27 protein-coding genes are annotated in these 25,685 nt (G+C 67.2%); 10 read left to right on the top strand and 17 right to left on the bottom strand.

The window, feature by feature from the left end; all coding sequences use genetic code 11:
* Positions 1-9: 9 nt before the first annotated feature.
* The 5 genes from BMY35_RS20680 to BMY35_RS20700 all read right to left on the bottom strand — a co-directional run bounded on the left by BMY35_RS20680 (position 10) and on the right by BMY35_RS20700 (position 3,880).
* A complete protein-coding gene (locus BMY35_RS20680) occupies positions 10-753 on the bottom strand; it encodes a sugar phosphate isomerase/epimerase family protein (protein ID WP_093203109.1) in 744 nt (247 codons plus the stop codon).
* 11 nt (positions 754-764) lie between these two features.
* Complete coding sequence (locus BMY35_RS20685; protein ID WP_093203111.1) at positions 765-1,520, bottom strand: amino acid ABC transporter ATP-binding protein; 756 nt, start codon at positions 1,518-1,520, stop codon at positions 765-767.
* Positions 1,521-1,657: 137 nt separating this feature from the next.
* On the bottom strand, positions 1,658-2,455 hold the full coding sequence (locus tag BMY35_RS20690; RefSeq protein WP_093203114.1) for a transporter substrate-binding domain-containing protein: 798 nt from the start codon (positions 2,453-2,455) through the stop codon (positions 1,658-1,660).
* A 71-nt stretch (positions 2,456-2,526) separates the two neighbouring features.
* Positions 2,527-3,180, bottom strand: coding sequence for an amino acid ABC transporter permease (locus BMY35_RS20695; protein ID WP_093203117.1), 654 nt, complete (start codon positions 3,178-3,180; stop codon positions 2,527-2,529).
* Positions 3,181-3,208: 28 nt separating this feature from the next.
* Positions 3,209-3,880, bottom strand: coding sequence for an amino acid ABC transporter permease (locus BMY35_RS20700; RefSeq protein WP_093203119.1), 672 nt, complete (start codon positions 3,878-3,880; stop codon positions 3,209-3,211).
* Positions 3,881-4,048: 168 nt separating this feature from the next.
* Between BMY35_RS20700 and BMY35_RS20705 the strand changes: the two genes are divergently transcribed.
* The gene (locus BMY35_RS20705; RefSeq protein ID WP_093203578.1) at positions 4,049-5,719 is read left to right on the top strand and encodes a magnesium transporter CorA family protein; all 1,671 of its coding nucleotides are present in this window, start codon (positions 4,049-4,051) and stop codon (positions 5,717-5,719) included.
* A 24-nt stretch (positions 5,720-5,743) separates the two neighbouring features.
* Here the strand turns inward: BMY35_RS20705 and BMY35_RS38815 are convergent, their stop codons facing one another.
* The gene (locus tag BMY35_RS38815) at positions 5,744-6,082 is read right to left on the bottom strand and encodes a hypothetical protein (RefSeq protein ID WP_256229014.1); all 339 of its coding nucleotides are present in this window, start codon (positions 6,080-6,082) and stop codon (positions 5,744-5,746) included.
* A 342-nt stretch (positions 6,083-6,424) separates the two neighbouring features.
* On the opposite strand from BMY35_RS38815, the gene BMY35_RS20715 reads away from it, so the two are divergent.
* Positions 6,425-7,168 (top strand): metallophosphoesterase family protein, encoded by a 744-nt coding sequence (locus BMY35_RS20715; protein ID WP_093203124.1) that lies wholly within the window; start codon positions 6,425-6,427, stop codon positions 7,166-7,168.
* 7 nt (positions 7,169-7,175) lie between these two features.
* On the opposite strand, the gene BMY35_RS20720 is transcribed toward BMY35_RS20715, so the two are convergent.
* The 3 genes from BMY35_RS20720 to BMY35_RS20730 all read right to left on the bottom strand — a co-directional run bounded on the left by BMY35_RS20720 (position 7,176) and on the right by BMY35_RS20730 (position 9,858).
* Entirely contained in the window at positions 7,176-7,712 is a 537-nt protein-coding gene (locus BMY35_RS20720) for a cysteine hydrolase family protein (RefSeq protein ID WP_093203127.1), read from the bottom strand.
* 35 nt (positions 7,713-7,747) lie between these two features.
* Positions 7,748-8,164, bottom strand: coding sequence for a hypothetical protein (locus BMY35_RS20725; RefSeq protein WP_093203130.1), 417 nt, complete (start codon positions 8,162-8,164; stop codon positions 7,748-7,750).
* Between the two features lie 98 nt (positions 8,165-8,262).
* Positions 8,263-9,858: an esterase/lipase family protein gene (locus BMY35_RS20730; protein ID WP_093203132.1), complete on the bottom strand. Its 1,596-nt coding sequence runs from the start codon at positions 9,856-9,858 to the stop codon at positions 8,263-8,265.
* A 198-nt stretch (positions 9,859-10,056) separates the two neighbouring features.
* Here BMY35_RS20730 and BMY35_RS20735 point away from each other — a divergent pair, with 198 nt between their 5' ends.
* Complete coding sequence (locus BMY35_RS20735; RefSeq protein WP_093203135.1) at positions 10,057-11,178, top strand: MBL fold metallo-hydrolase; 1,122 nt, start codon at positions 10,057-10,059, stop codon at positions 11,176-11,178.
* A 27-nt stretch (positions 11,179-11,205) separates the two neighbouring features.
* On the opposite strand, the gene BMY35_RS20740 is transcribed toward BMY35_RS20735, so the two are convergent.
* Genes BMY35_RS20740 through BMY35_RS20760 form a run of 5 tightly spaced genes read right to left on the bottom strand, consistent with a single transcriptional unit; the run spans position 11,206 to position 17,918 of the window.
* Positions 11,206-11,397 (bottom strand): hypothetical protein, encoded by a 192-nt coding sequence (locus BMY35_RS20740; RefSeq protein WP_093203137.1) that lies wholly within the window; start codon positions 11,395-11,397, stop codon positions 11,206-11,208.
* A gap of 2 nt (positions 11,398-11,399) precedes the next feature.
* The gene (parC, locus tag BMY35_RS20745; RefSeq protein ID WP_093203140.1) at positions 11,400-13,796 is read right to left on the bottom strand and encodes a DNA topoisomerase IV subunit A; all 2,397 of its coding nucleotides are present in this window, start codon (positions 13,794-13,796) and stop codon (positions 11,400-11,402) included.
* Between the two features lie 47 nt (positions 13,797-13,843).
* Positions 13,844-14,965 carry a Kelch repeat-containing protein gene (locus tag BMY35_RS20750; protein ID WP_093203143.1) on the bottom strand — a complete coding sequence of 374 codons (1,122 nt, stop codon included), beginning with the start codon at positions 14,963-14,965 and terminating at the stop codon, positions 13,844-13,846.
* 23 nt (positions 14,966-14,988) lie between these two features.
* Complete coding sequence (locus BMY35_RS20755) at positions 14,989-15,897, bottom strand: lytic transglycosylase domain-containing protein (RefSeq protein WP_093203146.1); 909 nt, start codon at positions 15,895-15,897, stop codon at positions 14,989-14,991.
* A 23-nt stretch (positions 15,898-15,920) separates the two neighbouring features.
* Positions 15,921-17,918, bottom strand: a complete 1,998-nt coding sequence (locus BMY35_RS20760; protein ID WP_093203149.1) for a DNA topoisomerase IV subunit B — start codon at positions 17,916-17,918, stop codon at positions 15,921-15,923.
* A 156-nt stretch (positions 17,919-18,074) separates the two neighbouring features.
* Between BMY35_RS20760 and BMY35_RS20765 the strand changes: the two genes are divergently transcribed.
* From BMY35_RS20765 to BMY35_RS20785, 6 genes are all read left to right on the top strand, one after another.
* Complete coding sequence (locus BMY35_RS20765) at positions 18,075-19,304, top strand: MFS transporter (RefSeq protein ID WP_093203151.1); 1,230 nt, start codon at positions 18,075-18,077, stop codon at positions 19,302-19,304.
* A gap of 28 nt (positions 19,305-19,332) precedes the next feature.
* Positions 19,333-19,473 (top strand): hypothetical protein, encoded by a 141-nt coding sequence (locus tag BMY35_RS38335; RefSeq protein WP_177213670.1) that lies wholly within the window; start codon positions 19,333-19,335, stop codon positions 19,471-19,473.
* A gap of 13 nt (positions 19,474-19,486) precedes the next feature.
* Positions 19,487-20,056, top strand: coding sequence for a class I SAM-dependent methyltransferase (locus BMY35_RS20770; RefSeq protein WP_093203154.1), 570 nt, complete (start codon positions 19,487-19,489; stop codon positions 20,054-20,056).
* 78 nt (positions 20,057-20,134) lie between these two features.
* Positions 20,135-21,025, top strand: a complete 891-nt coding sequence (gene dapA / locus BMY35_RS20775; protein ID WP_093203156.1) for a 4-hydroxy-tetrahydrodipicolinate synthase — start codon at positions 20,135-20,137, stop codon at positions 21,023-21,025.
* A 144-nt stretch (positions 21,026-21,169) separates the two neighbouring features.
* Positions 21,170-22,255 (top strand): outer membrane protein assembly factor BamC, encoded by a 1,086-nt coding sequence (gene bamC / locus BMY35_RS20780; protein WP_093203159.1) that lies wholly within the window; start codon positions 21,170-21,172, stop codon positions 22,253-22,255.
* Positions 22,256-22,260: 5 nt separating this feature from the next.
* The gene (locus tag BMY35_RS20785) at positions 22,261-23,037 is read left to right on the top strand and encodes an MBL fold metallo-hydrolase (RefSeq protein ID WP_093203161.1); all 777 of its coding nucleotides are present in this window, start codon (positions 22,261-22,263) and stop codon (positions 23,035-23,037) included.
* Positions 23,038-23,131: 94 nt separating this feature from the next.
* Here the strand turns inward: BMY35_RS20785 and BMY35_RS20790 are convergent, their stop codons facing one another.
* From BMY35_RS20790 to BMY35_RS20800, 3 genes are all read right to left on the bottom strand, one after another.
* Positions 23,132-23,413 (bottom strand): hypothetical protein, encoded by a 282-nt coding sequence (locus tag BMY35_RS20790; RefSeq protein ID WP_093203164.1) that lies wholly within the window; start codon positions 23,411-23,413, stop codon positions 23,132-23,134.
* Positions 23,414-23,507: 94 nt separating this feature from the next.
* Entirely contained in the window at positions 23,508-24,011 is a 504-nt protein-coding gene (locus tag BMY35_RS20795; RefSeq protein ID WP_093203166.1) for a hypothetical protein, read from the bottom strand.
* Positions 24,001-25,143 (bottom strand): JmjC domain-containing protein, encoded by a 1,143-nt coding sequence (locus tag BMY35_RS20800; RefSeq protein WP_093203169.1) that lies wholly within the window; start codon positions 25,141-25,143, stop codon positions 24,001-24,003. Before BMY35_RS20800 ends, BMY35_RS20795 begins: the two co-directional genes overlap by 11 nt.
* Before the next feature lie 14 nt (positions 25,144-25,157).
* Here BMY35_RS20800 and BMY35_RS20805 point away from each other — a divergent pair, with 14 nt between their 5' ends.
* Positions 25,158-25,682: an FKBP-type peptidyl-prolyl cis-trans isomerase gene (locus BMY35_RS20805; RefSeq protein WP_093203171.1), complete on the top strand. Its 525-nt coding sequence runs from the start codon at positions 25,158-25,160 to the stop codon at positions 25,680-25,682.
* Positions 25,683-25,685: the final 3 nt, after the last annotated feature.

Here is a 25,685-nt window from a genome sequence, read left to right on the forward strand (position 1 = left end):
CTTGTGTGCTTATGCGCGCGCGGCGCGGATGAAGTCGATCTGTGCGCGGGTGACGGCCAGCAGGTCGTCGCCCACCAGAGGGTATTCGATGGCGTGCGGCACGTCGGCAGGCAGCGCGCGCAGCACCGAGCGCCACGGCGCGACCGAATCGCCCAGCGGCACCGCCACCCACTTGTGCGGCAGCCGCTGCGCGCCCTTGCAGTGCACATAGCGCACGCGGTGGCCGAGCGCCTGCGCGGCCTGCAGCGGGCACTCGCCTAGCCAGTGCCAATTGCCCATGTCGAAGGTCATGCCCAGCGACAGGCCCGCGCGGTCGGCCGCGTCGAAGAAGGCCTGCAGCGCGGGCAGCGTGCCGGCGCGCACGGTCTGGTCGTTCTCGATCAGGAGTTCGACGCGGGTTTCGGCGAGTTCCACCTTCAGGCCCCAGAGCGAGCCATGCGACGAAGGCTGGAAGTCGCCGATGGACATCTTCAGCCGCCTGGCACCCACGCGCGTGGCGGCGGCGATGCCGCGCTTGAGCGCGGCGCTGTCGAGCCAGCCGCCCTCGGCCCAGAGGCCTTCGGGGCTGGAGTAGACCGAAGCAAGGCCGTTCAGTACGGGCAGCTCCGAATCGGCGTCGCGCAGCATCTCGCCGCGCACTTCGACCGAATCGGCGCCGGCAGTTCTCGAGAGCTGCGAGCACCAAAGCTGGCCGTGCCGTCCCACCTCGGCCGCGCCGAAGGACGACAGGGAAACAAGAAGCTCGAAAGACATCAGTGGGCGGGTCAGTGGGCTTGGTGCGAACTCAGGATCTGGCCGAGGAACTGGCGCGTGCGCTCGTCCTTCGGGTTGCCGAAGAACTCCTGCGGCGGCGCCTGCTCGACGATCTTGCCTTCGGCCATGAAGATCACGCGGTCGGCCACGCTGCGGGCGAAGCCCATCTCGTGCGTCACGCACAGCATGGTCATGCCGTCTTCCGCAAGGGCGATCATGGTGTCGAGCACTTCCTTGACCATCTCGGGGTCGAGCGCGGAGGTGGGCTCGTCGAACAGCATGATCTTGGGCGCCATGCACAGCGCCCGCGCGATCGCCACGCGCTGCTGCTGGCCGCCCGAGAGCTGGCTGGGGTACTTGCTGGCCTGCTCGGGAATGCGCACGCGCGTGAGGTACTTCATGGCCACCTCCTCCGCCTGCGCCTTGGTCATGCCGCGCGAGCGCATCGGCGCGAGCGTGCAGTTCTCGAGGATGGTGAGGTGCGGGAACAGGTTGAACTGCTGGAACACCATGCCCACTTCGGCACGCACGGCATCGACGTTCTTGCCGCCGGCCGTGAGGTCGATGCCGTCGACCACGATGCGGCCCTTCTGCACCGTCTCGAGACGGTTGATGCAGCGGATCAGCGTGGACTTGCCCGAGCCCGAGGGCCCACAGATCACGATGCGCTCGCCCTGGCGCACCGACAGGTCGATGCCGGTCAACACCTGGAATTCACCGTACCACTTGTTGACCGCTTCCATGCGGATGATCGATTCCGTCGTCATGCTCGTTGTTCCGATACTCACTGTGGGGCGCCCTGCGCCTTCTCAAGGAACACCGCGGAACCGGCTTTGCCGGGCCGCAGGTGTTGCCCCCTGCAAGGGGGTTGGCGTAGCGACACGAAGTGCGCGAAGCCTGGGGGTTAGTTCATTTTCGGCAGGTCGGCCTGCAGCCACTTCTGATACAGCTTGTTGAGTTCACCGTTTGCAGTGTTCTTCTGCACGAACTCGTTCACCGCCTTGTGCAGCTCTTCCTGGCCGGGGCGCATCGCGATGCCCATCGACTGCTGCACCAGCGTGAACTTGTTTTCGAAGGTGTTGGCGGGCACGCGCTTGGCGATCTGCGCAGCCACGGTCACCGAGCAGCCGATGGCGTCGACCTGGCCCGAGATCAGTGCCTGCATGGCGGAGGCGTCATCGTCGAAGCGGCGGATTTCGGTGCCTTCGGGCGCTGCCTTGGTCACGGCCACGTCCTGCGTCGAGGCGCGGGCCACACCCACGCGCAGGCCCTTCAGGTCGCCAGCCGCCTTGATGGGAGTCTTGGTTGCGCCGTACAGCACGATGGTGGCAGCCGCGTAGGGCTGCGAGAACTGCACCTGCTTGGCGCGCTCGGGCGTCACAGCCAGCGAGGCCACCAGCAGGTCGACCTTGTTGGTCAGCAGGAAGGGAATGCGGTTCGGGCCGGTGACGGGAACGATGTTGGCCTTCACGCCCCAGTCCTTGGCCAGCAGCTTGGCCACGTCGGCGTCGTAGCCGTCGGGCTGGTTCTTCGCGTCGGTGGTGCCGTAGGGCGGGAAGTCGACCAGCATGCCGATGGTGATCTCGCCCTTCTTCTTGATGTCGGCCACGGTCTGCGCCGAGGCGAAGGGAGCGAACACGGTGAGGGCTGCGCCGAGGCCGAGGGCTGCGAGCGCGACGCGGCGGGAGGTGGTACGGGTCATGGGGTATGTCTCCTGGAGATGAAAGGAAGGACGGGAAAGAAAAAAACGGGAAGCGGAAAGAAGAACAGGGCTCAGCGCGCGAGTGCACGGGCGCGCTTGCGCTCCATGCTTGCGGCCAGCAGCGACAGCGGCCAGCAGATGACGAAGTAGATCGCCGCCACCACCGAGAACACGATGAGCGGCTGGAAGGTGGCGTTGTTGACGATCTGCCCCGCGCGCGTGACCTCGACGAAGCCGATGATGGCCGCCAGCGAGGTGCCCTTGATGATCTGCACCAGGTAGCCCACCGTGGGCGCCAGCGCGATCTTGAAGGCCTGCGGCAGCACCACGTCGCGCATGCGGTCGACATACTTGAGGTTCAGGGCCTGCGCAGCCTCCCACTGGCCGCGCGGAATGGCCTCGATGCAGCCGCGCCAGATCTCGCCGAGGAAGGCGGCGCTGTTGAGGATGAGCGCCACGCCCGCGGCGATCCACGGATTGATGTCCAGCCCCAGCACCGGCGCGCCGAAGAACACCAGGAACAGCTGCAGCAGCAGCGGCGTGCCCTGGAAGATCTGGATGAAGGTGGTCGAGATGCCGCGCGCCCATGTCGATTCCGACGTGCGCATCAGGGCGATGATCAGGCCCAGGATCGCGCCGCCCACGAAGGCGATGGCCGACAGCGCGAGCGTCCACTTGGCCGCTTCGAGGATGAAAAGGAATTCGGGAAAACCGAAGGTACGCATGGTGTTGTGCTCCGTCCGTCGTCTGTGTTCACCGGCGGTCCGGGTAGTCGAGCGTGCGCTTGTAGATCAGCTTGAACATGGCCGAGAAGGCCAGCGCCAGCGCGAGGTAGATGGCGGCCACGACGATGTAGATCTCGAAGCTGCGGAAGGTCTGCGACTGCAGGTTGGCGGCCACCGAGGTCAGGTCGTCGGCCGAGATCACCGACACCACCGCCGAGCTCAGCATCAGCAAAATGAACTGGCTCGTGAGCGCCGGGTAGATGGCCTTCAGCGCCGGCTTGATGATGACGAAGCGGAAGATCTCCCAGGACTTGAGGTTGAGCGCCCTGCCCGCCTCGATCTGCCCCTTGGGAATCGACTCGATGCCCGCCCGGATGATTTCCGTGGCGTAGGCGCCCAGGTTCACCACCATGGCCACCAGCGCGGCCGTCTGCGGCGACCACCGCAGCCCGATGGCCGGCAGCGCGAAGAAGAAAAAGAACAGCTGCACGAGGAAAGGCGTGTTGCGGATCACCTCGATGTAGGCGTTGACGATGAAGCGCAGCCAGCCCGGCCCCGAGGTCTTGCCCCAGGCGCAGAAGATGGCCACCACCAGCCCCAGCACCGTGGCGATGAGCGAGAGCTGGATCGTGATCCACGTGCCCTTGAGCAGCAGCGGCCAGGCGGCGAAGACGGCGTCGAATTGAAACTGGTAGTTCATGGAGGGCGGACCCGGAATCTGCGCGGCGCGGACGCACGCATACCCTGAAAGCAATGCTTGCAGCTTATATGAAACCGGTTTCAGGATTTCATAGGGATTCCCCTAGGTGGTCGTTTTGTCCCACCTTCTGCCTACTTCAATGTCATGCTGAATCCACCCGCGGCCAACATGCCCACAGAGGCAAATGCGTCTTCCACGAGCGCACCCACCGTGCAGCACTTCAGGCAGGCGCTGCTCTGGCCCCTGCGGCTGATGCCCGCGCCGCACGCCGGACACCATCACGCTCCCTGGCACGTGCTGCGCGAGATGGGCGACGCGTCGCCCTGGCGCGAGGAAGTCGACGAATACACCGGCGACAGCAGCCGCTTCCACGAACGGCACTACAACGAGTTCGTGAGCTTCCTGCCGTACGTGCAGCGCTTCCTCTACGGCGAGGGCCGCTCGCGTGGCAAGGACGGCGGCAGCGATGGCGACTCACCGATGCGCATCTTCCGCCGCCATGACATCTCGGCCGTGCGCCTCGTGTCACGCCCGGGCGATGCGCCGGTCACGCTCGACGTGATCCATTGCGACCTGTACTTCTTCTTCGACATCGACGTGGTGATGCTCAACCTCGAAGTCGGCGCGAGCAACCTGAGCCTCGCGCAGGCGCAGGACATCCTCTATCGCTTCGGCCGCGCCTACCCCTCGGGCTGGGAGGCCGACGGCTCGGCGCTGCACTGCATGGCCAGCGTCGAATGGCTGGGCGCCGACGGCCGCGTGCTCGCGAGCTCCGACGCGCAGCAGCGCGAGGCATTTCTCTCGCACGTGGCACAGCACCGCGCGCCGCGCATCGCCGCGCACTGGGCCTACCTGATGCAGCCGCTGGTGAGCGACCATTCGGAAGACGCGGGCGTGCTGCGCTACCGGCAGATCGAGTACTACCGAATGCCGGTGATGGCGTACCTCTCGCTGGATGACCCGCGCCGCCTCACGCGCGACGACTTCGTGCGGCTCGCGCTGGTCACCGGCGCGGGCTCCGGCACGAGCGAGGCCCACCTGCCCTACGCCGACCACCATCTCGCCGACTTCGAACACAAGTACTGCTACGACCGCTTCTGGGTGAACGCGGGCGCGGCGCCCAACACGCGCTACCTGTGCAACGGCCACGCGCTCATCGTGGTGGGCGACGCGCGCTCCGAGTTCTTCTGCTGCCGCGACCGCGGCGTGCTCGCGCAGTTCAGGCACCAGCACTTCCTGCTGTTCCTCATCGCGCACTTCCAGAAGGCCTCGCTGCTGATGTTCTCCGACCAGCTGGTGGAGGCGCTCAAGCGGCTGGACATACGCAGCACGCCGAGCGTGAAGCAGTTCAAGCGCGCCATCCGCGCGAGCTTCGAGCGCTTCCTGCGCTTCACGCACCGCTACTGGTTCCACGAAATCTCGGAGCAGGCGCAGGTGCGCGCCCTCTCCCACATGTGCGCCACGCACCTCGGGCTCGATCCGCTCTACGACGAGGTCAAGGCGCGCATCGCCGACATGAACACGTACCTCGACGCCGACAGCCTGCGCCGCCAGGCCGCCACCGTGGTGCGGCTCACGGTGGTCACGCTCTTCGGCCTGATCGGCACCATCACCACCGGCTTCCTCGGCATGAACCTGCTGGCCGAGGCCGAGGCGCCGCTGTGGCGCAAGGCCGTGTGGTTCGGCGTGGTGTTCGTCGCGACGACGTGGCTCACGATCTACACGATGGTGAAGTCGCAGCGCCTGTCGGACTTCATCGATGCGCTGTCGAACGACAGGCTGGGGTTCAGGGGCAAGCTGGCTGCGCTGGCGAAGGTGTGGAGGCCTGGGGCGGATTGACCGGCGCTTGTCCCGAGCCGGTCATCAATGAGGTTCGCGGACCTGCTTGCTCAGAGCATCGCGCAAGGAACCGATCGTGCTGTCCGCGGCTTCGATTCGCCGCTGCATTTCCTCATTGACCACGCGGAACAGTGCGCCGAGTTCGGATCGGGTCGGATAGATCTCCTCGCGCTCATCCACCTGCATCGGCACGACGAGCTTTTCGCGGCATACGTAGGCGCTGTGCACTTGGCGGATGCTCTCGATGTCATCGCCTGCTTGCAGGGCAACCGACTCGGCATTTGACTGGGGATGAGCCGACTTCGGCGTTGAAGCGGTATCAGTTTTCGGCGCGTGCTTGAGCACGCGAGCAGACTTGGTCACAGACGACCTCCAGAGGTTGCGATTTGCAAAAACCGCCACACCCGCTGCTAAACGAGGCGGCAGCTCGGACGGGTTAGCAGACCGGGCAACCTCTTGCGAGAAACCGGCAGGGCGCGAGCCCTCCCATCCGAGCCGCCAAAACTGGAAGCGCGAATGACAAAGCCGCAGGTCCTGCGGGGAAACTGCGGCTTGCGTCGCAGAGATTGCTTCGGGCTGCTAAACCCGATCACGCCTTGTTCGACGTGACGGGCGCAGTATAGCCACGCAGGTGGGTTGCGGCTGGGTGGCTCGGCGTGGTGTTCGTGACGGTGAATCGGCTCGCGATTCCCCCAGAATCGGCGCATGCGCATCGCCATCGTCTCCGACATCCACGGAAACCTTCCCGCCCTCGAAGCCGTCGTCGAGGACATCGGCCGCCGCGGCGCGGACACCGTCGTCAACCTGGGCGACAGCCTCTCCGGGCCGCTGATGCCGCTGGAAACGGCGCGCTTCCTGATGGCGCAGGACTGGGTCCATCTTGCGGGCAACCACGAGCGCCAGGTGCTCACACTGCCTGCCGGCAAGCGCGGAGCATCGGACGAGTTCGCTCACGCTCGCCTCGGCCCGCAGGAGTTCGCCTGGCTGGCCTCGCTCGAACACAGGCTCCAGTTGAGCCCCGAAGTGCTGCTGTGCCACGGCACGCCCGAGAGCGACCTGCACTACTTCTTGGAGACGGTCGAGCCGTCTCTGCTCAGGCTGGCCACGATGCTGGAGATCGATACGCGGCTCGGTCAGGTCGATGCGCGGGTGCGACTGGTCGCCTGCGGGCATACGCACGTGCCTCGCGTGGTTCGTGCTTCGGGTGGGCAGTTGATCATCAATCCGGGCAGCGTCGGGCTACAGGCCTACGACGATGTTCATCCGCATCCGCACGTCGTCGAGACGGGTTCGCCTGATGCGCGCTATGCCATCGTCGAACGGCTGGCCACGGGCTGGGCTTCGACGCTGATCACTGTGCCCTACGACCACGCGAGCATGGCGGCGCTCGCAATGTCGAACGGCAGGCCTGACTGGGCCAGCGCCCTCGCCACCGGCCGGATGCCCTGAGGCCGGATCAGTCGCCGAACGCGACTTCCGCGCTGGCCACCGCACGGATCGGCACGCCGAAGCTGGTGATGTCCGCGAGCGTGGCGTTGTGATGCTCGCGGATCTGCGCGCCCGTGGCGTGCGGCTTGTCGTGCGAGGTGTGGGCATCGGCCGCGAGCACGACGTGATAGCCCAGTGCCGCAGCGCGGCGCACGGTGGTGTCGACGCAGAACTCCGACGAGTAGCCGCAGACCACCACGCGCTTCACGCCGTGCTCGGAGAGCCAGGCTTCCAGCGGCGTGCGCAGGAACGAATCGGGCGTGGTCTTGCGGATGCGCGCGTCGCGCGAATCGGTGTTCAGCGCGCTCGCAAGCTGCCAGCGCTCGGAATCGAATTCGAGGTCGACGGCGTTCTCATGCTGGATGAAGGCCACCGGCACGCCTGCCGCGCGGGCACGCCCGGTGAGCGCGTTGATGCGCTGCATCACCTCGCCGGCCTCATGGGGGCGCGGCGGATCGTCGCAAAGGCCACGCTGGACGTCGATGACGAGAACGGCAGTTTTCATGGGATCCATCTAGCAGAAGACGATCGGAAGGGGGATCAGAAGGAGGCGAGGCTCTTGACCGACCAGAGTATGGCGCCCGACACCAGCGTGGAGATCAGCGCCACGACCGCGCTGGCGCCGAAGGAAGTGCCGATGCCGATCTGGAAGCCCAGCGTATAGGCCACGAACAGGCCCGCCAGTACGGCCACCGCGGGCCAGCCATCGACGTGGTGCATGCCGGTGCCGCTGGAGAAGCTCATGAAGGCCAGCAGGGCCAGCGCCACGAGAAGCGACGCATAGAAGACCGACTTGAATGATTCGCCCAGCGTCGGCGAATTGCCGGCGACGACCTGCGCCGACACCTTGACGACCACGGTGACGACCAGCACCAGTGCACACACGGCCACTGCGAGCTTCAGCGGCGTCATGAACGCGAAGAACAGGATCGCGCCGATGAACAGGAGGTAGTGCATGGGGCGGGATTGTGGCCGATCCGGCCCCGATCGGACCTGACTTTCAGCCTGCCTGCATTCCCACGAGCCCACTCACCGGAAACGCACTCTCTGGAAGCTCATTCCCAGGCGCTCACCTCCAGCCGCACCTTGCCGCTGATGCCGGGCGCGGCCGGCGCGGCGCCCAGGCTCGACAACGGCACCACGAACTGCAGCTTGCCGCTCGCCAGCTGCTTCGGGCTCATAGGCAGCGAGGCACGGCCGGCGGTGTCGGTCTGCCAGCCGTACTTGACGTTCCAGTTCTCGGCCGGGTCGCCGGGCTGGGGCGGAGCGATCTCGATGATCAGCGTGTCGCGAAAGAGCGAACTGCCTTCGTAGTGGCCGTCGAGCCAGAACTTGTTGTTGACCTGGTAGTCGGGCACGCGCACGCCCAGCGTCATGGCGTAGGCCAGCGTCGGACGGTCCTGCTTCACGCGCGCCCTGTTGGCGAGGAACACGGTCGACAGATAGATCGAGCGGCGGGCGGCCGTTGCCGGGTCGGTCAGTTCCTTGTGCGTGCGGCAGGCGGGCGAGTCTTCTTCGGCGATGCGGCGGCTCAGGTACCAGCGCTTGCCGCGCGGCGCGGCGAGCAGCTCGACCTGGTAGAGCGCATCGACGTCAGCATCCTTGGGCAGGTCGGGCGGCAAGGTGACGCCGTCGACGTCGAACCACAGGTCCACGCGCACGTCGCCGAACAGGAAGCGCGTGAGGTTCTGGTAGGCCTCCTCCGAATTCACGATGCCGAAGTAGCCCGAGTGCGAGCGGTAGGTATACGCGGTGGCCACCGGCTGCGTCTTGCCCGCATCGTCGACGGCCCAGAGCGAAGCGTTCTCGATGCGCACGAGGCCGTCGCTGCCGTGGCCCGCGAACATGCGCGAAAGGCCCTTGGCGGTTTCGTAGTCGCCGCGGTTGGTGCCGACCATGCAGAAGAAGCGCTCGGGCGGAAAGGCGGCGGCCGGCAGGTAGTCCATGCGGCCGTTGACCGCAGGCGTTGCCAGGAACTCGGACATCTTGTCGCGGTTGAAGGTGTTCATCTCGTTCACCGTGAGCCAGGCCGGTACGTTGATGCCGCCCATGTCGATGCCGTTGTGCGGCGTGGCGTAGGTGAACACCTTGTCGACGCAGGCACGGGCCTTCGCGTCGCCGAGCGCCGGGTTCTGCAGGAAGGCGCGCACCACCAGCCCGCCCATGGAATGCGCGACGAGGTAGCAGCGGAAGTCGTCGGCCGTGAAGCCCGAGGGCCCTTCGCGCTGCACCACGAGGTCGCGCACGCGAAGGATCAGCTGGCTCAGGCCCTGCGCGTACACCTTGACGTCCTTGGCCTTGCCGTCGCCCAGCAGCTCGGAGCCCGAGTCGTAGTAGCGGTAGATGATGACCGAGGCCGAGGGAATGCCGTCGACGTCGTTGCCGTTCGCGTCGGGCGAGGGCTTCCAGTCGGGGTCGAGGATGTCCAGGCCGTTCTGGTAGACGCTCTGGTACTGGAAGTCGGCCAGCAGCCGCACCATCGGCGATTCGAATACGAACTTCTGCGCCGGCGCTTCCTTCTTCACGGTGGCCCGGTAAACCGTGGAGCCGATGTTGAAGCCGCAGAACGGATCGGCCGCGGTCTCGTCGCGCTCCGACTCGGTCATGGCGTAGCCGCGCACGTAGATGATGGGATAGCGGTTGGTGCTCATGGATCTGGTGCCTCCTCAGAACGGGTGAAACCGATGAAGTCCGGCAGTGTGCCGGGCCTCGGCCGCGCCCGCCATACGGCGCATGGCATAGCACCGGAATGCCCCTCCTGCCCGAATGTTTCTATCGCTGAAACCATTGAAACACGCGCCTTCGATAGTCTCCGGCCATCCGACAAACACAATCCAGAAGGCTCTCCCATGGCTGAAGACCCGGGCTCGCAAGGCTCCTACCTGCCCCAACTCCTGCGCCGCGGCACCGCGCTCGCCGCGGCCGGCTGTGCCTTCGTCGCGGGCTGCAGCGCCGCCGGGGGCGGCGAGACGCGCTACGAGAACTCGCCCCAGTTCAAGGACGGCGGCTTCCACAACATGGCCAACCCCGACCTGCCCGCGCAGGCCAGCGCATGGCGCATCTGGTCGCGCTTCATCGTCGGCAGCAAGGTCGACACCGTGCCGGTCGATCCCATTCCCGTGAAGCCGCTGGACAAGGCCGCGCTCGACGCGCTCGACACGAAGACCAACCACGTGGTGCGCCTGGGCCATTCGTCGCACCTGCTGAAGCTGCGCGACAAGTACTGGCTGATCGACCCGGTATTCAGCGACCGCGCGTCGCCCGTGCAGTGGGCGGGGCCGAAGCGCTTTCACAAGACGCCGATCGCGCTCGAGGAGCTGCCGTCGATCGAGGGCGTGATCCTCTCGCACGACCACTACGACCACCTCGACGTGGCGACCATCGAGTACCTCTCGAAGGACGTGAAGCGCTACTTCGTGCCGCTGGGCGTGCGCTCCCGGCTGGTGGCGATGGGCGTGCCGGCCGAGCGCGTGACCGAGCTCGACTGGTGGCAGTCCGCCGAACATGACGGCGTGAAGCTCACCGCCACGCCCGCGCAGCACTTCTCGGGCCGCACGCTGGGCGACCGCGACCGCACGCTGTGGGCCTCATGGGTGGTGCAGAGCGGCGACCAGCGCATCTTCTACAGCGGCGACTCGGGCTACTTTCCGGGCTTCAAGCAGATCGGAGATCGCTTCGGCGGCTTCGACATCGCGCTGATGGAAAACGGCGCCTACGACAGCATGTGGCCCGCCGTGCACATGACACCCGAGCAGAGCGTGAAAGCCTTCGAGGACCTGCGCGGCAAGACCTTCTTCTCGGTGCACAACAGCACTTTCGACCTCGCCTTCCACGCCTGGCGCGACCCGCTGGACCGCATCGCGGCCCTCACGGAGGCAAAGAAGATCGATCTGGCCACGCCGGTGATCGGCGAGGTGGTGACGGTGGGAGCCGCGCGGACCAACACGCGCTGGTGGACCGACCTGCGCTGACCGGCCCTCCCTTCCCGAACCGGCGAGCTACTCGCCGCGCTCCTTGCGTTCACGGGCGCGCCGCACCTGGCGCGTCTCGTTCGCCTGAGAGGCGATGCGGTCCTTCTCGCGCTTCTTCGCCGCCCTCTTCTCGCGCATGCGCCGGCCCAGCACGTAGCTGCCGATGCCGGTAACCACGGCGATGAAGACGCCGATGACGCTGATGTCGATGCCGCCCATGGCTATTGCACCCGCACGATGCTCGACGGCTTGAAGCCCAGGTCGGCCGCCTTGCCCTTGCGCGCGCGGCTGCCGCGCGCGTTGTTCAGCGTGCGGATCTCCAGCGTTTCCTCGCGCTCCTTGCCGCCGCGGCCGATGCCTTCGATCTTCACGCTGCGCGTGTAGGCAGCCGCACCGGCCAGGGTGTCCTTGGCTTCCAGGTCGATCAGCGTGAGGCCGCGGCCGCCCTTGGGCAGGCTCTTGAGCTCGGCGATGTCGAAGGTCAGGATGCGTCCGCCCGTCGAGGCGCAGGCCACGTGCGTGGCCGCGGGCATCGGCTCGGCGCCGCTCGCGCCGCCCACCAGCGACGGACGACAAAGCTGCTCGCCTTCGCCCACGTCGATGAAGGCCTTGCCGCCGCGCTGGCGCGACATCATGTTCTCGACCGTGGCGATGAAGCCGTAGCCGCCGGTGTTGGCCAGCAGCAGGCTGGCACCCACCGGGCCCGCGAAGAAGTGGGTGACGTGCGTGCCGGCATCCAGATCGATGAGCGTGGTGACGGGCTGGCCGTCGCCGCGACCGCCCGGCAGCGAGGACACCGGCACGGTGTAGACGCGCACGCTCTTGTCCTTGGCGCTGCCGAACACCAGCAGCGTGTCGACGCTGCGGCACTCGTAGGCGCCGTAGAGCGCGTCGCCCGACTTGAAGCTGTACTCGGGCGCCGCGCCGTTTCCGTTGCCGGCAGCCTTCTCGCTGGCCCAGCCCTTCTGCGCGCGAACCCAGCCCTTCTGCGACACGATGACGGTGACGGGTTCGTCGACCACTTTCACTTCGGCCACGGCACGCTTCTCGGCCTGGATCAGCGTGCGGCGCGCGTCTTCGAAGGTCTTGGCGTCGGCTTCGATCTCCTTCACCAGCAGGCGGCGCAGCGCGGCGGGGCTGGCGAGGATGTCTTCGAGCTTCTTCTGCTCCTCGCGCAGGCTCGACAACTCCTGCTCGATCTTGATGGCCTCCAGCCGCGCGAGTTGGCGCAGGCGGATTTCAAGGATGTCCTCGGCCTGGCGTTCGCTGAGGTTGAAGCGCGCGATGAGCGCAGCCTTCGGGTCTTCCGCCGCGCGGATGATCGCGATCACCTCGTCGATGTTCAGCAGCACCAGCTGCCTGCCTTCGAGGATGTGGATGCGGTCCTGCACCTTGCCCAGGCGGTGTCGCGAACGCTTTTCGACGGTGATCTCGCGGAAGGCGATCCACTCGTTGAGCATCTGGCGCAGCGACTTCTGCGTGGGCTTGCCGTCGATGCCGACCATCGTGAGGTTGATCGGCGACGAAGTCTCGAGCGAGGTCTGCGCGAGCAGCGTGGTGATGAACTCTTCCTGGCTGATGCGCGAGGTCTTGGGCTCGAACACCAGGCGCACGGCGGCGTCCTTGCTGGACTCGTCGCGCACCACGTCGAGCACCGACAGCATCGCGGCCTTGAGCTGCGTCTGCTCCGCGCTCAGCGCCTTCTTGCCGGCCTTGACCTTGGGGTTGGTGATTTCCTCGATTTCTTCCAGCACGCGCTGCGAGCTCACGCCCGGCGGCAGTTCGTTGACCACCAGCTGCCACTGGCCGCGCGCCAGCTCTTCGATCTTCCAGCGCGCACGCACCTTGAGCGAGCCGCGGCCGGTGCGATAGGCGTCGGCGATGTCGGTCGGGCTGCTGATGATCTGCGCGCCGCCCGGATAGTCGGGGCCGGGCACGATGGCGAAGAGTTCTTCCTCGCTGAGCTTGCCGTTCGACTTGATCAGCGCCACGCAGGCATCGGCGATCTCGCGCAGGTTGTGGCTCGGGATTTCGGTGGCGAGGCCGACCGCGATGCCGCTCGCGCCATTGAGCAGCGTGAACGGCAGCCGCGCGGGCAAGAGGCGCGGCTCTTCGGTGCTGCCGTCGTAGTTGGGAATGAAGTCGACCGTGCCTTCGTCGATCTCGTCGAGCAGCAGGCTGGTGATGCGCGCCAGGCGTGCTTCGGTGTAGCGCATGGCCGCGGCGCCGTCGCCGTCGCGGCTGCCGAAGTTGCCCTGGCCGTCGACCAGCGGGTAGCGCTGCGAGAAGTCTTGTGCCATGCGCACCAGCGCGTCGTAGGCGGCCTGGTCGCTGTGTGGATGGAAGCGGCCGAGCACGTCGCCGACCACGCGCGCGCTCTTCACGGGCTTGGCGCCCACGGTGCCGTTGGTGCCGCCGAAGCCCAGGCCCATGCGCGACATCGAGTACAGGATGCGGCGCTGCACCGGCTTCTGGCCGTCGGACACATCGGGCAGCGCGCGGCCCTTGACCACGCTGAGCGCGTATTCGAGGTAGGCGGTCTGGGCGTAGTCGGCGAGGGTCAGGGTGGTGTCGCCGTCGGTGGGACCGAGTAGATCGAGCGGAGGTTGGGAATCCATGAAAGAGCTGGTGAGAAAAACTGTTGTTGTGTCTGCAGGCTGCGCGCTCAGCCCAGGGTAAAGGCTTCGTGGACGGCGGACTGCACGGCGCCGCCGAGCACCGCGCCGCCGCCGGCGACGTAGATCCAGTCGCCGATGACGGCCGCGCCCACGGCGTGGCGCGGCGTGGTCATCGGGGCGTGCCGTTGCCAGGTGTCGTCGACGGGGTTGTAGCTTTCCATCTGGCCGAACACCTTCGCCTGGCGCGGCACGCCATTGACGAGGATGCCGCCCTCCCCGCCCATGGCGAAGAAGCGTCCGCGATACACCACGAGCCCATGGCCCGAACGCGCGGTGGGCAGCGGCGAGCGCAGCTCCCAGGTGTCGCGTGCGGGCAAGTAGACGTGGTGCAGGTCGGTGTTGTATTCGAAGGTGTTGAAGCGCCCGCCGATCACGTGGATCTGGCCGCCGTGCGACACGCAGCCGACGTGGTCGCGCGCACCGGGCAGCGGTTTGCGTGCCGACCAGCGGTCGGCCTTGGGGTCGTAGACCTCGTGCCAGCCGACGCTCGCGCGCTCCGCCGCGGGCTCCGAGGCACCGCCGATCAGGTGCAGCGCGCCGTCGAGCATCACGGCGGCGGCGGCGCCACGCGGGCGCGGCAGCGGCGCGATGGCGCTCCAGCGGTTGGCGGCGATGTCGTAGACGTAGGCGTTGGTGTCCGAGCGGCGGTTCTGCTCGACGAAGCCGCCAAGCGCATAGACGCGGCTGCCATCGGCCGTTACCGCGACATGGTTGGCGCCTCGTGGCAGCGGCGCGCCGTCGAGCCAGCGGTCGGCCTTTGGGTCGTAGATGTGGTGGTAGTCGCGGTTGACCTTGCCTTCGCCGTACCCGCCGACCACGTGCATGCGGCCCATCGCGGCGGTGGCCCAGGCCATCTCGCTGCGCGGGATCGGCAGCGCCGCGCGCGGCTCCCAGCGCCCCTGCGGACCGGGCGGCGCGGCACTCTCGGTGAAGCGTTGCGCCTCCTGCTCGGGCGTCATGTGGTGCGGCACGCCGCCCTGCAGTCGCGCATAGGGCTCGGCCGACGAGGGCACGGCCGGCAGCGTGTCGTGCGTGGCCGGATGCTGCGCACGCGCCGTGCCCGCCACCATGCCGGCGGCGGTCGCGAGAACGAAGCTTCGACGGTGCATGGTCTCCTCCCTACTCCGGTCGATCAGGACAACGGCGTGCCCGGTGGTGCATCGGCCGCGCCTGTGGGCACCGCCGATGGCTCGGGTATGTCGGGCATGGTCGGCATGCTGCGCGGCGCGTCTGAAGGCATGTTGCCTCGGCCGAGCGCGCCGCCCTGCGGCACCGTCAGCTCCATGCGGATACGCCCGGGCGCCTTGCCACCGCCGCGCGCAACGCCGCCACCCGCAGCAACGGAGGGCTTCAGGTACGCATACAGCTGCAGCACGGTCTGCACGTAGTTCTGCGTTTCCTTGTAGTTCGGGATCTTGTTGCCCGCGCGCTGCACCGCGCCCTCGCCCGCGTTGTAGGCGGCCAGCGCGAGCTCGATCTGCCCCGGGAACATCGCGATCAGGTCGCGCAGGTAGCGCGATCCGGCGGCGATGTTGATGCGCGGGTCGAACAGCTTCTTCTCGATGGTCGCGCGCTTGTCCGCCGACACGCCGTAGCGCTGCGCGGTAGCGGGCATCAGCTGCATCAGCCCCATCGCGCCCTTGGGCGAGACAGCCTGCGCGTCGAAGCCCGACTCGGTGGCGACCAGCGCCTGCAGCAGCTCGTAGTCGATGTCGTGCTTGTTAGACGCATCGCGCAGCGCCGACTTGGCGGTCTTGTAGCTCGGCGAGGCCTCGAACATGGCGAGCAGGCTCTGCGAGGCGGCCGGCACCTTGCCGTCGAGCCTGCTGGCGCCACGGCCCAGCGGAGAGATGCCCTTGGCGGTGTCGAAGCTCTGGCCACCGCGGAAGAAGATCTGGTAGCGCTCGTCGATCTTCTCGGAGGCGAAGTGCGCGTTGCCCTTGCTGTCGATGTAGCCGTAGATGTCGGCGGCGTGCGCCGGCCCCTGCTGCATGGAGAGCAACAGGACGACCAACGGCAACAAGCGCTTGAGAACCGACATGCGTGTTAGTGGAGAAGGGGAAATCAGACGTCGATATCGACATCGTCGGCGCGCAACTCCATGAGCTCGCGCCGCGCCGCCGCTTCGCCCTTGCCCATCAGCTTGGTGATTTCGCCCTGGGTGGACGTGAAATCGAATCGGCCCAATTGGACCTGCATCAGGCGCCGGGTGTCCGGATTGAGCGTGGTTTCCCACAATTGTTCCGCGCTCATTTCGCCCAGGCCCTTGAAGCGGCTGATGCTCCAGGCGCCTTCGCGCACGCCGTCTTTACGCAACTTGTCCAGCGTGGCGGTCAGTTCGCCTTCGTCCAGAGCATAGACCTTGGAGGCCGGTTTCTTGCCGCGCGCGGGGGCGTCGACCCGGAACAATGGCGGCTTCGCGACATACACGTGGCCGGCTTCGATGAGTTTCGGAAAGTGCCGGAAGAAAAGCGTGAGCAGCAGCACCTGGATGTGGGAGCCGTCCACGTCGGCATCGCTCAGGATGCAGATCTTGCCGTAGCGCAGGCCGCTCATGTCGGGCGTGTCGTTGGGGCCGTGCGGATCGACGCCCACGGCCACCGAGATGTCGTGGATTTCGGTGTTGGCGAAGAGGCGGTCGCGCTCCACTTCCCAGGTGTTGAGCACCTTGCCGCGCAGCGGCAGGATGGCCTGGCTTTCCTTGTCGCGGCCCATCTTGGCGCTGCCGCCGGCGGAATCGCCCTCGACCAGGAAGACTTCGTTGTGGCTGGTGTCCTTGCTCTCGCAATCGGTCAGCTTGCCGGGCAGCACGGCCACGCCGGAGCCCTTGCGCTTCTCGACCTTCTGGCCGGCGCGCTGGCGCGTCTGCGCGGCCTTGATGGCCAGTTCGGCCAGCTTGCGGCCGTAGTCGACGTGCTGGTTGAGCCACAGCTCGAGCGCGGGGCGCACGAAGCTCGACACGAGGCGCACGGCGTCGCGCGAATTCAGGCGCTCCTTGATCTGGCCCTGGAACTGCGGGTCGAGCACCTTGGCGCTCAGCACGTACGAGGCGCGCGCGAACACGTCCTCGGGCAGGAGCTTCACGCCCTTGGGCAGCAGCGAGTGCAGCTCGATGAAGCTCTTCACCGCGGTGAACAGGCCGTCGCGCAGGCCGCTTTCGTGCGTGCCGCCGGCGCTGGTGGGAATCAGGTTGACGTAGCTCTCGCGCACCGGCTGGCCTTCTTCGGTGAAGGCCACGGCCCAGTCGGCGCCCTCGCCCTCGGCGAAGTTGTCGGCGTTCTTGTCGGCATGGCCGCTGCCCTCGAAGAGCGGAATGACCGGGTCGCCGTTGAGCGTCTGCATCAGGTAGTCGCTCAGGCCGCCCTTGTAGAGCCACTGCTGCGTTTCCTTCGTCTTCTCGTTGACCAGCGTGACGCTCACGCCGGGCATCAACACGGCCTTGCTGCGCAGCAGGTGGGTGAGCTCGCCCATGGGCAGCGCGGCGGTCTCGAAATACTTGGCGTCGGGCCAGGCGCGCACGGTGGTGCCCTGCTTGCGCTCGCCGGCCTCCAGCTTGCGCACTTCTAGCTGCTCGATCACGTCGCCGCCGCTGAAGGCCAGCCTTGCGATCGAGCCTTCGCGGTGGGTCGCCACCTCGAGACGCTTCGACAGCGCATTGGTCACCGACACGCCCACGCCGTGCAGGCCGCCCGAGAAGCTGTAGGCGCCGCCCGAGCCCTTGTCGAACTTGCCGCCGGCATGCAGCCGGGTGTAGACCAGCTCGACCACGGGAGCCTTCTCTTCGGGATGCAGGCCGAAGGGAATGCCCCGACCGTCGTCCTCGACGCTGACCGAGCCATCGGTGTGCAGCGTGACCTTGATCTTCTTGCCGTGGCCCGCCAGCGCCTCGTCGGCGGCGTTGTCGAGCACTTCCTGGATGATGTGCAGCGGGTTGTCGGTGCGGGTGTACATGCCCGGGCGCTGCTTGACGGGCTCGAGGCCCTTGAGCACGCGGATGGAGCCTTCCGAGTAGCCGGAGGATGCGGACGATGAGCTGGGGGGAGTCTTGGGGGGAGTCGCCATGGGGGCGAATTGTAGTCAGTCGCCGCCAAAACAACTGGATGTTCATACAGGCCGCGCTTTGATGCGACATGCGCATCGAAACACCGCGGATAAATCATCAATGGCTCCGGCCGCCACGCCACCTGCCGGAGCAGGCGAATCGTTACATTCGAAGTCATGCAATCCCCCTCCGCCCCCGCGCTCTCGGTCAAGCAAGTCCTTTTCTGCGGGGCGATGATCGTCACGCTGTCGATGGGCATACGCCACGGCTTCGGCCTCTGGCTTCAGCCGATCACTCAGGCGCAGGACTGGAGCCGGCAGACCTTTTCCTTCGCGCTGGCTATCCAGAATCTTTCCTGGGGCATCTTCGGCGTGTTCGCGGGCATGCTGGCCGACAGGTTCGGCGCGTTCCGGGTGCTGATCGGCGGCTCGCTGCTCTATGCGCTGGGGCTCTTCGGCATGGCGCATTCGCCGACGCCGCTGCTCTTCACGCTGAGCGCGGGCATCCTGATCGGCGCGGCGCAGGCGGGCTCGACCTATGCGGTGATCTACGGCGTGATCGGGCGGCAGATTCCGGCCGAGCGGCGCTCGTGGGCCATGGGCGTGGCGGCCGCGGCCGGCTCGTTCGGCCAGTTCCTGATGGCGCCCATCGAGGGACGGCTGATCGGCAACCTCGGCTGGCAGACGGCGCTGGCCGTGGTTGCGGTGCTGGCGCTGGTGATCGTTCCCCTGGCCTTCGGGCTGCGCGAGCCGAAGACGGCGGCGCAGGCCGGGCACCGCGAGCAGTCGGTGATGCAGGCGGTCGGCGAGGCCTTCCGGTACCCGAGCTTCGGCCTGCTGATGGCGGGCTACTTCGTCTGCGGCTTCCAGCTGGCCTTCATCGGCATCCACATGCCGACCTACCTGCGCGACCGCAGCCTGCCGGCCGAGGTGGCCGGCTACGCGCTGGCGCTGATCGGGCTCTTCAACGTGTTCGGCACCTACACGGTGGGGCTGCTGGGGCAGAAGCTGGCCAAGCGGAAGATCCTGGCGGCCATCTATTTCGCGCGGGCGGTGTCGATCGCGCTCTTCCTGATGGCGCCCATCTCGCCGATGAGCGTGTATCTCTTCTCCGCCGCGATGGGCTTCCTGTGGCTTTCCACGGTGCCTGCGACCAACGCGATCGTGGCGGGCATCTTCGGCGTGGCGCATCTTTCGATGCTCAGCGGCTTCGTGTTCCTGAGCCACCAGGTCGGCTCGTTCCTGGGCGTGTGGCTGGGCGGCTATCTGTACGACACCACGGGCAGCTACGACATCGTCTGGTACATCGCGATCGCGCTGGGCGTGTTCGCGGCGGTGGTCAACCTGCCGGTGAAGGAAAGCGCGATCTCGCGCCCGTCGCCGCGGCCGGCGGGCGCAACCGTCTGATCGGCCCGGTTGCGCAAGAATCGGGGCCATGACTCCTCGAATGCGCCATCACGTCGTCCACGCGGGCTGGCTGGCCACCGCGCTGGCGGTGCTGGGCGGCGTGTTCGCGCTGTACGTGCACCCCGACTTCCTCGTGACGCTGGTCGACCAGATCTGGTCCTGCTTCTGAGTTACGACTTGCTATGAAAGAAATAGCACCGATGCACGGCCTGGCCGCCCCCTCCGAATGGATCGTCCGCTGGTCGCACCTGCTCGCCCCCGAAGCCGACGTGCTGGACGTGGCCTGCGGCGGCGGGCGGCACATGAAGTGGTTCGCCGGGCACGGACACGCGGTCACCGGTGTCGACCGGTCTCCTGAAGCCGTCGAGGCTGCCGGCGCGTTCGGCAAGGTCGTCGAGGCGGACATCGAATCGGGCCCATGGCCCTTCGCCGGCCAGGCCTTCGGCGCCGTGATCGTCACCAACTACCTCTGGCGGCCGCGCATGGCAGACATCGTGGCCGCGGTCGCGCCAAGCGGCGTGCTGCTCTACGAAACCTTCGCCGCGGGCAACGAAACCGTCGGCAAGCCCTCGCGGGCCGACTTCCTGCTGCAGCCGGGCGAGCTGCTGGCGGCCTGCGCCGGAATGCGCGTGGTGGCGTACGAGGACGGCTTCATCGCGCAGCCGGAACGATTCGTGCAGCGCATCGCCGCCGTCCGCCCGTCAGCAGTCGACTCCGGGCTGCCGGCGCGCCACTTCCTTAAGGGAAACTAAGGGGCCCGGGGCCGCTGTCTGGAGGGGCGCCGGAGTAAGTAGAATCGGCGCTTTCGTCCACCGACAAAGAGATTCCCCTTGGAGCAACTGACAGGCAGCATCGTCGCGCTCGTCACGCCGATGCACGACGACGGCAGTGTCGACTACCCCGCCCTGCGGCGACTCATCGACTGGCACATCGAAGAAGGCACCGACTGCCTGGGCGTGGTCGGCACCACCGGCGAGTCGCCGACGGTCGATGTCGAGGAGCACTGCGAAATCATCCGTGTCTCGGTCGAGCAGGCCAAGGGCCGCGTGCCCGTGATGGCCGGCTGCGGCGCGAATTCCACCAAGGAAGCCATCGAGCTCGCCAAGTTCGCCAAGGGCGTCGGCGCCGACTCCCAGCTCCAAGTCGTGCCGTACTACAACAAGCCCACGCAGGAAGGCCAGTACCAGCACTTCAAGGCCATCGCCGAGGCCGTGGGCGACCTGCCCATCGTGCTCTACAACGTGCCCGGCCGCACCGTCGCCGATATGGCGCACGACACCGTGCTGCGCCTGGCGCAGGTGTCCGGCATCATCGGCATCAAGGAAGCCACCGGCAACATCGAGCGGGCCCAGTGGCTCATCCGCGAAGTGCCGAAGAACTTCGCCGTCTATTCCGGCGACGACCCGACCGCGGTCGCGCTCATGCTCTGCGGCGGCCAGGGCAACATCAGCGTCACGGCCAACATCGCGCCGCGCAAGATGCACGAGCTGTGCGTGGCAGCGCTGGCGGGCGACGTGAAGCGCGCCATGGAACTCCAGTTCGAGCTCATGCCGCTGCATCGCAACCTGTTCGTCGAGCCCAATCCGATCCCGCTGAAGTGGGCGATGGCACGGCTCGGCCTGTGCGGCGGCGCGCTGCGCCTGCCGCTCACCGAACTCGGCGAAGCGAGCCGCCCCGCGGTCGAAGGCGCCCTGCGCGCCACCGGCCTGCTGAAGGGCTGAGCACTCCTCTCCAGCACGTCCCGGACCCGCCTTTCCCCTGGCCGCAGCAAGGTTAAGCAACCTTTTGCCCGAACCGCGCTCAGAGATGGCGGCGGGCACTGCGGCCCCTAGATTGACCGAACCATTCCAACAAGGAAGACGACGTTGAAGAACATTTCGCGACTTGCACTGCTGGCCCTCGTTGCCAGCCTCGCCGCCTGCTCCGTCCTCGAGAGCGACAAGATCGACTACAAGAGCGCAGGCAAGGCCCCGACGCTCGAAGTCCCACCAGATCTCTCCCAGCTTTCGCGCGACAACCGCTACGCCATCCCCGGCGGCGCCGTGACCGCCAACTCCTACCAGGCAGGCATCGCCAACGCCCCCGGCATCCCCACTGCGGTGGCCAACATCGGCGACGTGCGCATGGAGCGCTCGGGCACGCAGCGCTGGATCGTCGTCAACCGCACCCCCGACCAGCTCTGGGATCCGGTGAAGGACTTCTGGCAGGAAAACGGCTTCCTGCTGACCACCGACCAGCGCAACCTGGGCATCATGGAAACCGACTGGGCCGAGAACCGCGCCAAGCTGCCGCAGGACATCATCCGCGGCACGCTGGGCAAGCTGGTCGACTCGGTCTACTCGACCGGCGAACTCGACCGCTTCCGCACCCGCCTGGAGCGCAGCACCACCGGTACCGGCACCGAGATCTTCATCAGCCACCGCGGCATGCAGGAGGTCTACAACAACTCCCGCCAGGACCAGACCGTGTGGCAGCCCCGCCCGAGCGATCCTGAACTCGAGACCGAATTCCTCCGTCGTCTGATGGTCAAGCTCGGCGTGTCGCAGGAGCAGTCGAAGATCCTGGCCGCGACCACCGCAACGCCCAAGACCGCGACCATCTCCAAGGTCGGCAACCAGCCGGTCGTGCAGATCAGCGAAGGCTTCGACCGCGCATGGCGCCGCGTCGGCCTCGCGCTCGACCGCACCGGCTTCACCGTGGAAGACCGCGACCGCAGCGCCGGCCTCTACTACGTGCGCTACGTGCCGCCGAACCCCGACAAGAAGGAACCCGGCTTCTTCGGCAAGCTGTTCGGTGGCTCGAGCAAGACCGAGGCGCCTGCGAAGTTCCGCATCTCGGTCAAGGGCCAGGGCGAAGCCACCACGGTGTCGGTGCTCAACGAAGCCGGCGCGCCCGAAACCTCGGCCAATGCCGAGCGCATCGTCAAGGTCATCGCCGACGACCTGAGATAACCCGCATGCTCCGCTTCCGAAGCCTCGGCAGCGGCAGCACGGGCAACGCCGCGCTGGTCGAGACGACCAGCGGCGGCCGCACCTCCCGCCTCCTCGTCGACTGCGGCTTCGGCCTCAAGCAGCTCGACCTGCGCCTGGCCCAGGCGGGCCTTGCAGCCAGCGACATCGATGCGGTCTTCGTGACCCACGAGCACGGCGACCACATCGGCTGCGCCCATTCGCTGTCGCGGCGCAACCGCATTCCCGTCTGGATGAGCGAAGGCACGTGGCTCGCCACCGGCGGGCGCGACTTCGAGGGCTTGCTGAACCTGGCGCGCGACGATGCCGAGTTCACGGTCGGCGACATCTGCGTGCAGCCCTTCACCGTTCCGCACGATGCGCGCGAACCGCTGCAATTGCGCTGTACCGACGGCAACCGCACCCTGGGCGTGCTGACCGACCTGGGTCACGCCACCGCTCATGTGCTGGCCCGGCTGGGCGGCGTGCATTCGCTGCTGCTGGAGTTCAACCACGACAGCGAGCTGCTGGCCAACTCGAGCTACCCGCCATTTCTCAAGCACCGCGTGGGCGGCAACTACGGGCACCTGTCGAACACCGCCGCAGCGGAGATCGCGCGCGCGCTTCTTCACGACGGCCTGCGGCACGTCGTCGCGGCACACCTGAGCGAGCAGAACAACCGGCCCGAGATCGTGCGGCGCCTCATGGCTGAAGCGCTGGGCGGCAACGAGTCGGAGATGCTGACCGCCACGGCGGCGGGAGGCTCGCCCTGGCTCGACGTCTGAGCACCCAGCCCCTTACAAGGCACAAGACGCTCACGCTCTCCTAAGAAAAAAAGCCGCCTCATGGCGGCTTTTTGCATGTCTGATGCAGCGCTGATTACTGCTTCGGCGCTTCATTCTTCTTCGCGGCCTCGGTGGCGGCATTCGCGGCGTCGAGCGCGGACTGCGCGCCCGGGGACGGCGTGGTCGAGGACGAAGACGATGTGCCCGGATCGGCCGATGGCGCAGGTGCCGGAGCTGCGGGGGCAGGCGCTGGTTCGGTCACGGGCGCAGGAGGCGGCGTCACGACAGCCGGCGCTGCATCCTCCTTCTTCCCGCAGGCGACGAGCGCGGCAGCGGCAATCAGCGAGGCGATCAGGACGGATGATGACTTCTTCATGGAATCTCCTTTGGCAATGAAGGTCTGGAACGAAAAAATTCTAGACCTGCATATCCGCCCGAATATGTCTCGCGGCCGCATTCGCGGCATTGGCTTACAAGCCCAGCGTCGATGCCGGAAACGCAGGGCGCCCGAGGCGCCAGCATTCGTCGATGGCCTCGCGCAGCTCGCGGCGCGCACGCGAATCGGTGCCGCTCACGCCCCTGCTGCGTTCGGGGTCGATGCGGTGCACGAACCACGTGGGCGTCCAGATGGCGCTCGGCACTTCCGAGCCTGCGGCCTTGCCGGTGGCGCGGCATTCGATGATGTGGTCCCACATGCGACGCCACGACACGAAGCGCGCATGGCCGCGTTCGAGAATGTCGAAGCGCTGCGCGAGCAGCATCAGGCGGCGACCACTTGCCGACCAGGCCTGCAGCGCCTCGATGGTCGCGCGCTCGCCGAGGGGCCACTCGGCGAAATCGATGTCGCTGAAGACGATCTCCTTCCAGCCCTCGCGCGCCGCGGCTGACAGCGCATTGCGCAGGAGCACGTCGAAGGCTTCGCGGCCGTCGAAGCGCCCTTCAGGCAGCGAAAGTGCGGGGGCCTCATCCGGCATGAAGCCACCCTGCCTCGCACCATTCGCCCAGTAACGCGAGGGCACCTTCGCTGGCCCGCGCGAGTTCGCGCGGGCCGAGTTCGCGACGGTCGGCCAGCTTGCGCATCAGCGTCGCGTCGGCGCCGCCCGCGCGAAAGCTCTCGCCGTTGATGTAGACGTGCCGCGCGTCGTAGAGCATGCGCGTGCGGCGATCGAGCTTCACCTGCTGCATGGCGTCGGGCGCCTCGCCGCCTTCGCCGAACCACACGTTGGCCTTGGGCTCGGTGAGCGACTCGCCGAGAGCGCGGTCGATGGCATCGGGGTCGCGCAGCGCAGCCTCGATGGCCTTGCGCGCGAAGCCTTGCAGCGCGGCGGGCATCGCGGCCGGTGCATCGACCGCGGGCTGCGTCGGATCGCGGTAGCGCGCCAGTTCGGCCGGGCCGGCGTCCTCCAGGTCTTCCGCATAGGCCTGCGCCATGCGCGCGAGCAGGTCGGCACCAAGCTCGCCCACGGCCGACGAACGCAGGCCGATGGAACAGGTCATGCAGTCGTCGCCCACTGCCACGCCGTCGTGTGCATAGCGCGGCGGCAGGTAGAGCATGTCGCCGGGCTCGAGCACGAAGGTCTGCTCGGGCTCGAAGTTCTCGAGGATCTTCAACGGCAGCCCAGGCTGCAGGCGAAGGTCGCTCTGCTTGCCGATGGACCAGCGGCGTCGCCCCTGCGCCTGCAGCAGGAACACGTCGTAGCTGTCGAAATGCGCGCCGACGCCGCCGGTGTCGCTCGCGTAGCTGATCATCAGGTCGTCGAGCCGGGCGTCGGGCAGGAACCGGAACTGCCGCAGCAACTGGTGCACGCCCTCGTGATGCAGGTCGACGCCCTGCACCAGCAGCGTCCAGGCCGGCTGCTTCAGCGGCGGCAGCGCGCGCCGGGCCAGCGGCCCGTGCTTGAGCGACCAGCCGGCCTTGCCGTGGCGTATCAGGCGCGATTCGACATCTTCGCGTTCGGCAAGCGCGAACAACTCGGAACGCTCGATCGGTGGCACCATCGCGGGTATCGCCTGCCGCACGAGCAAGGGTTTCTTCTGCCAATGCCGCCGCATGAACTGCGCGGCGCTCAAGCCGCCCAGCAAGGGCAGCGGTTCGTTAATCTCCATGGGAGAATTCTGCAATGGAAATCTCTGAACAATGCGTGGTCGGCCTGACCTGGACGATGAAAGACACGCTCGGCGACGTGCTGGACGTGCTCGACGAGCCGGTCGAATTCCTGATCGGCGGCGACGATCTCTTCGACGTGATCGAAGCGGCCCTGCAGGGCCATGAACCCGGCGCCCGGGTGCAACTGCAGATCGAGCCCGAGCAGGGCTTCGGCGACTTCAACGACCAGCTGCTCTTCCTGGAGCCGCGCTCCCTCTTCCCCGAAGGCACCGAAGAAGGCATGACCTTCGACGGCTCCGCCCTGCCCAAGGGCGTGAGCGGCGACATTCCCAAGGACACGATCTACACCGTGGCCGAGATCTACCCCGAGCACCTGGTGCTCGACGGCAACCACCCGCTGGCCGGCATCGCGATCCGGCTCGACATCACAGTGCGCTCGGTGCGCGAGGCCACGGAGGAAGAAGTGGGTCGCGGCACGGCGGGCACGGGCTTCTTCAAGGTCGCGCCGATGGCGCCGGGCAACCAGACGCTGCACTGACCG

The organism is Variovorax sp. YR750, from assembly GCF_900109805.1.
Taxonomy (GTDB): domain Bacteria; phylum Pseudomonadota; class Gammaproteobacteria; order Burkholderiales; family Burkholderiaceae_C; genus Variovorax; species Variovorax gossypii.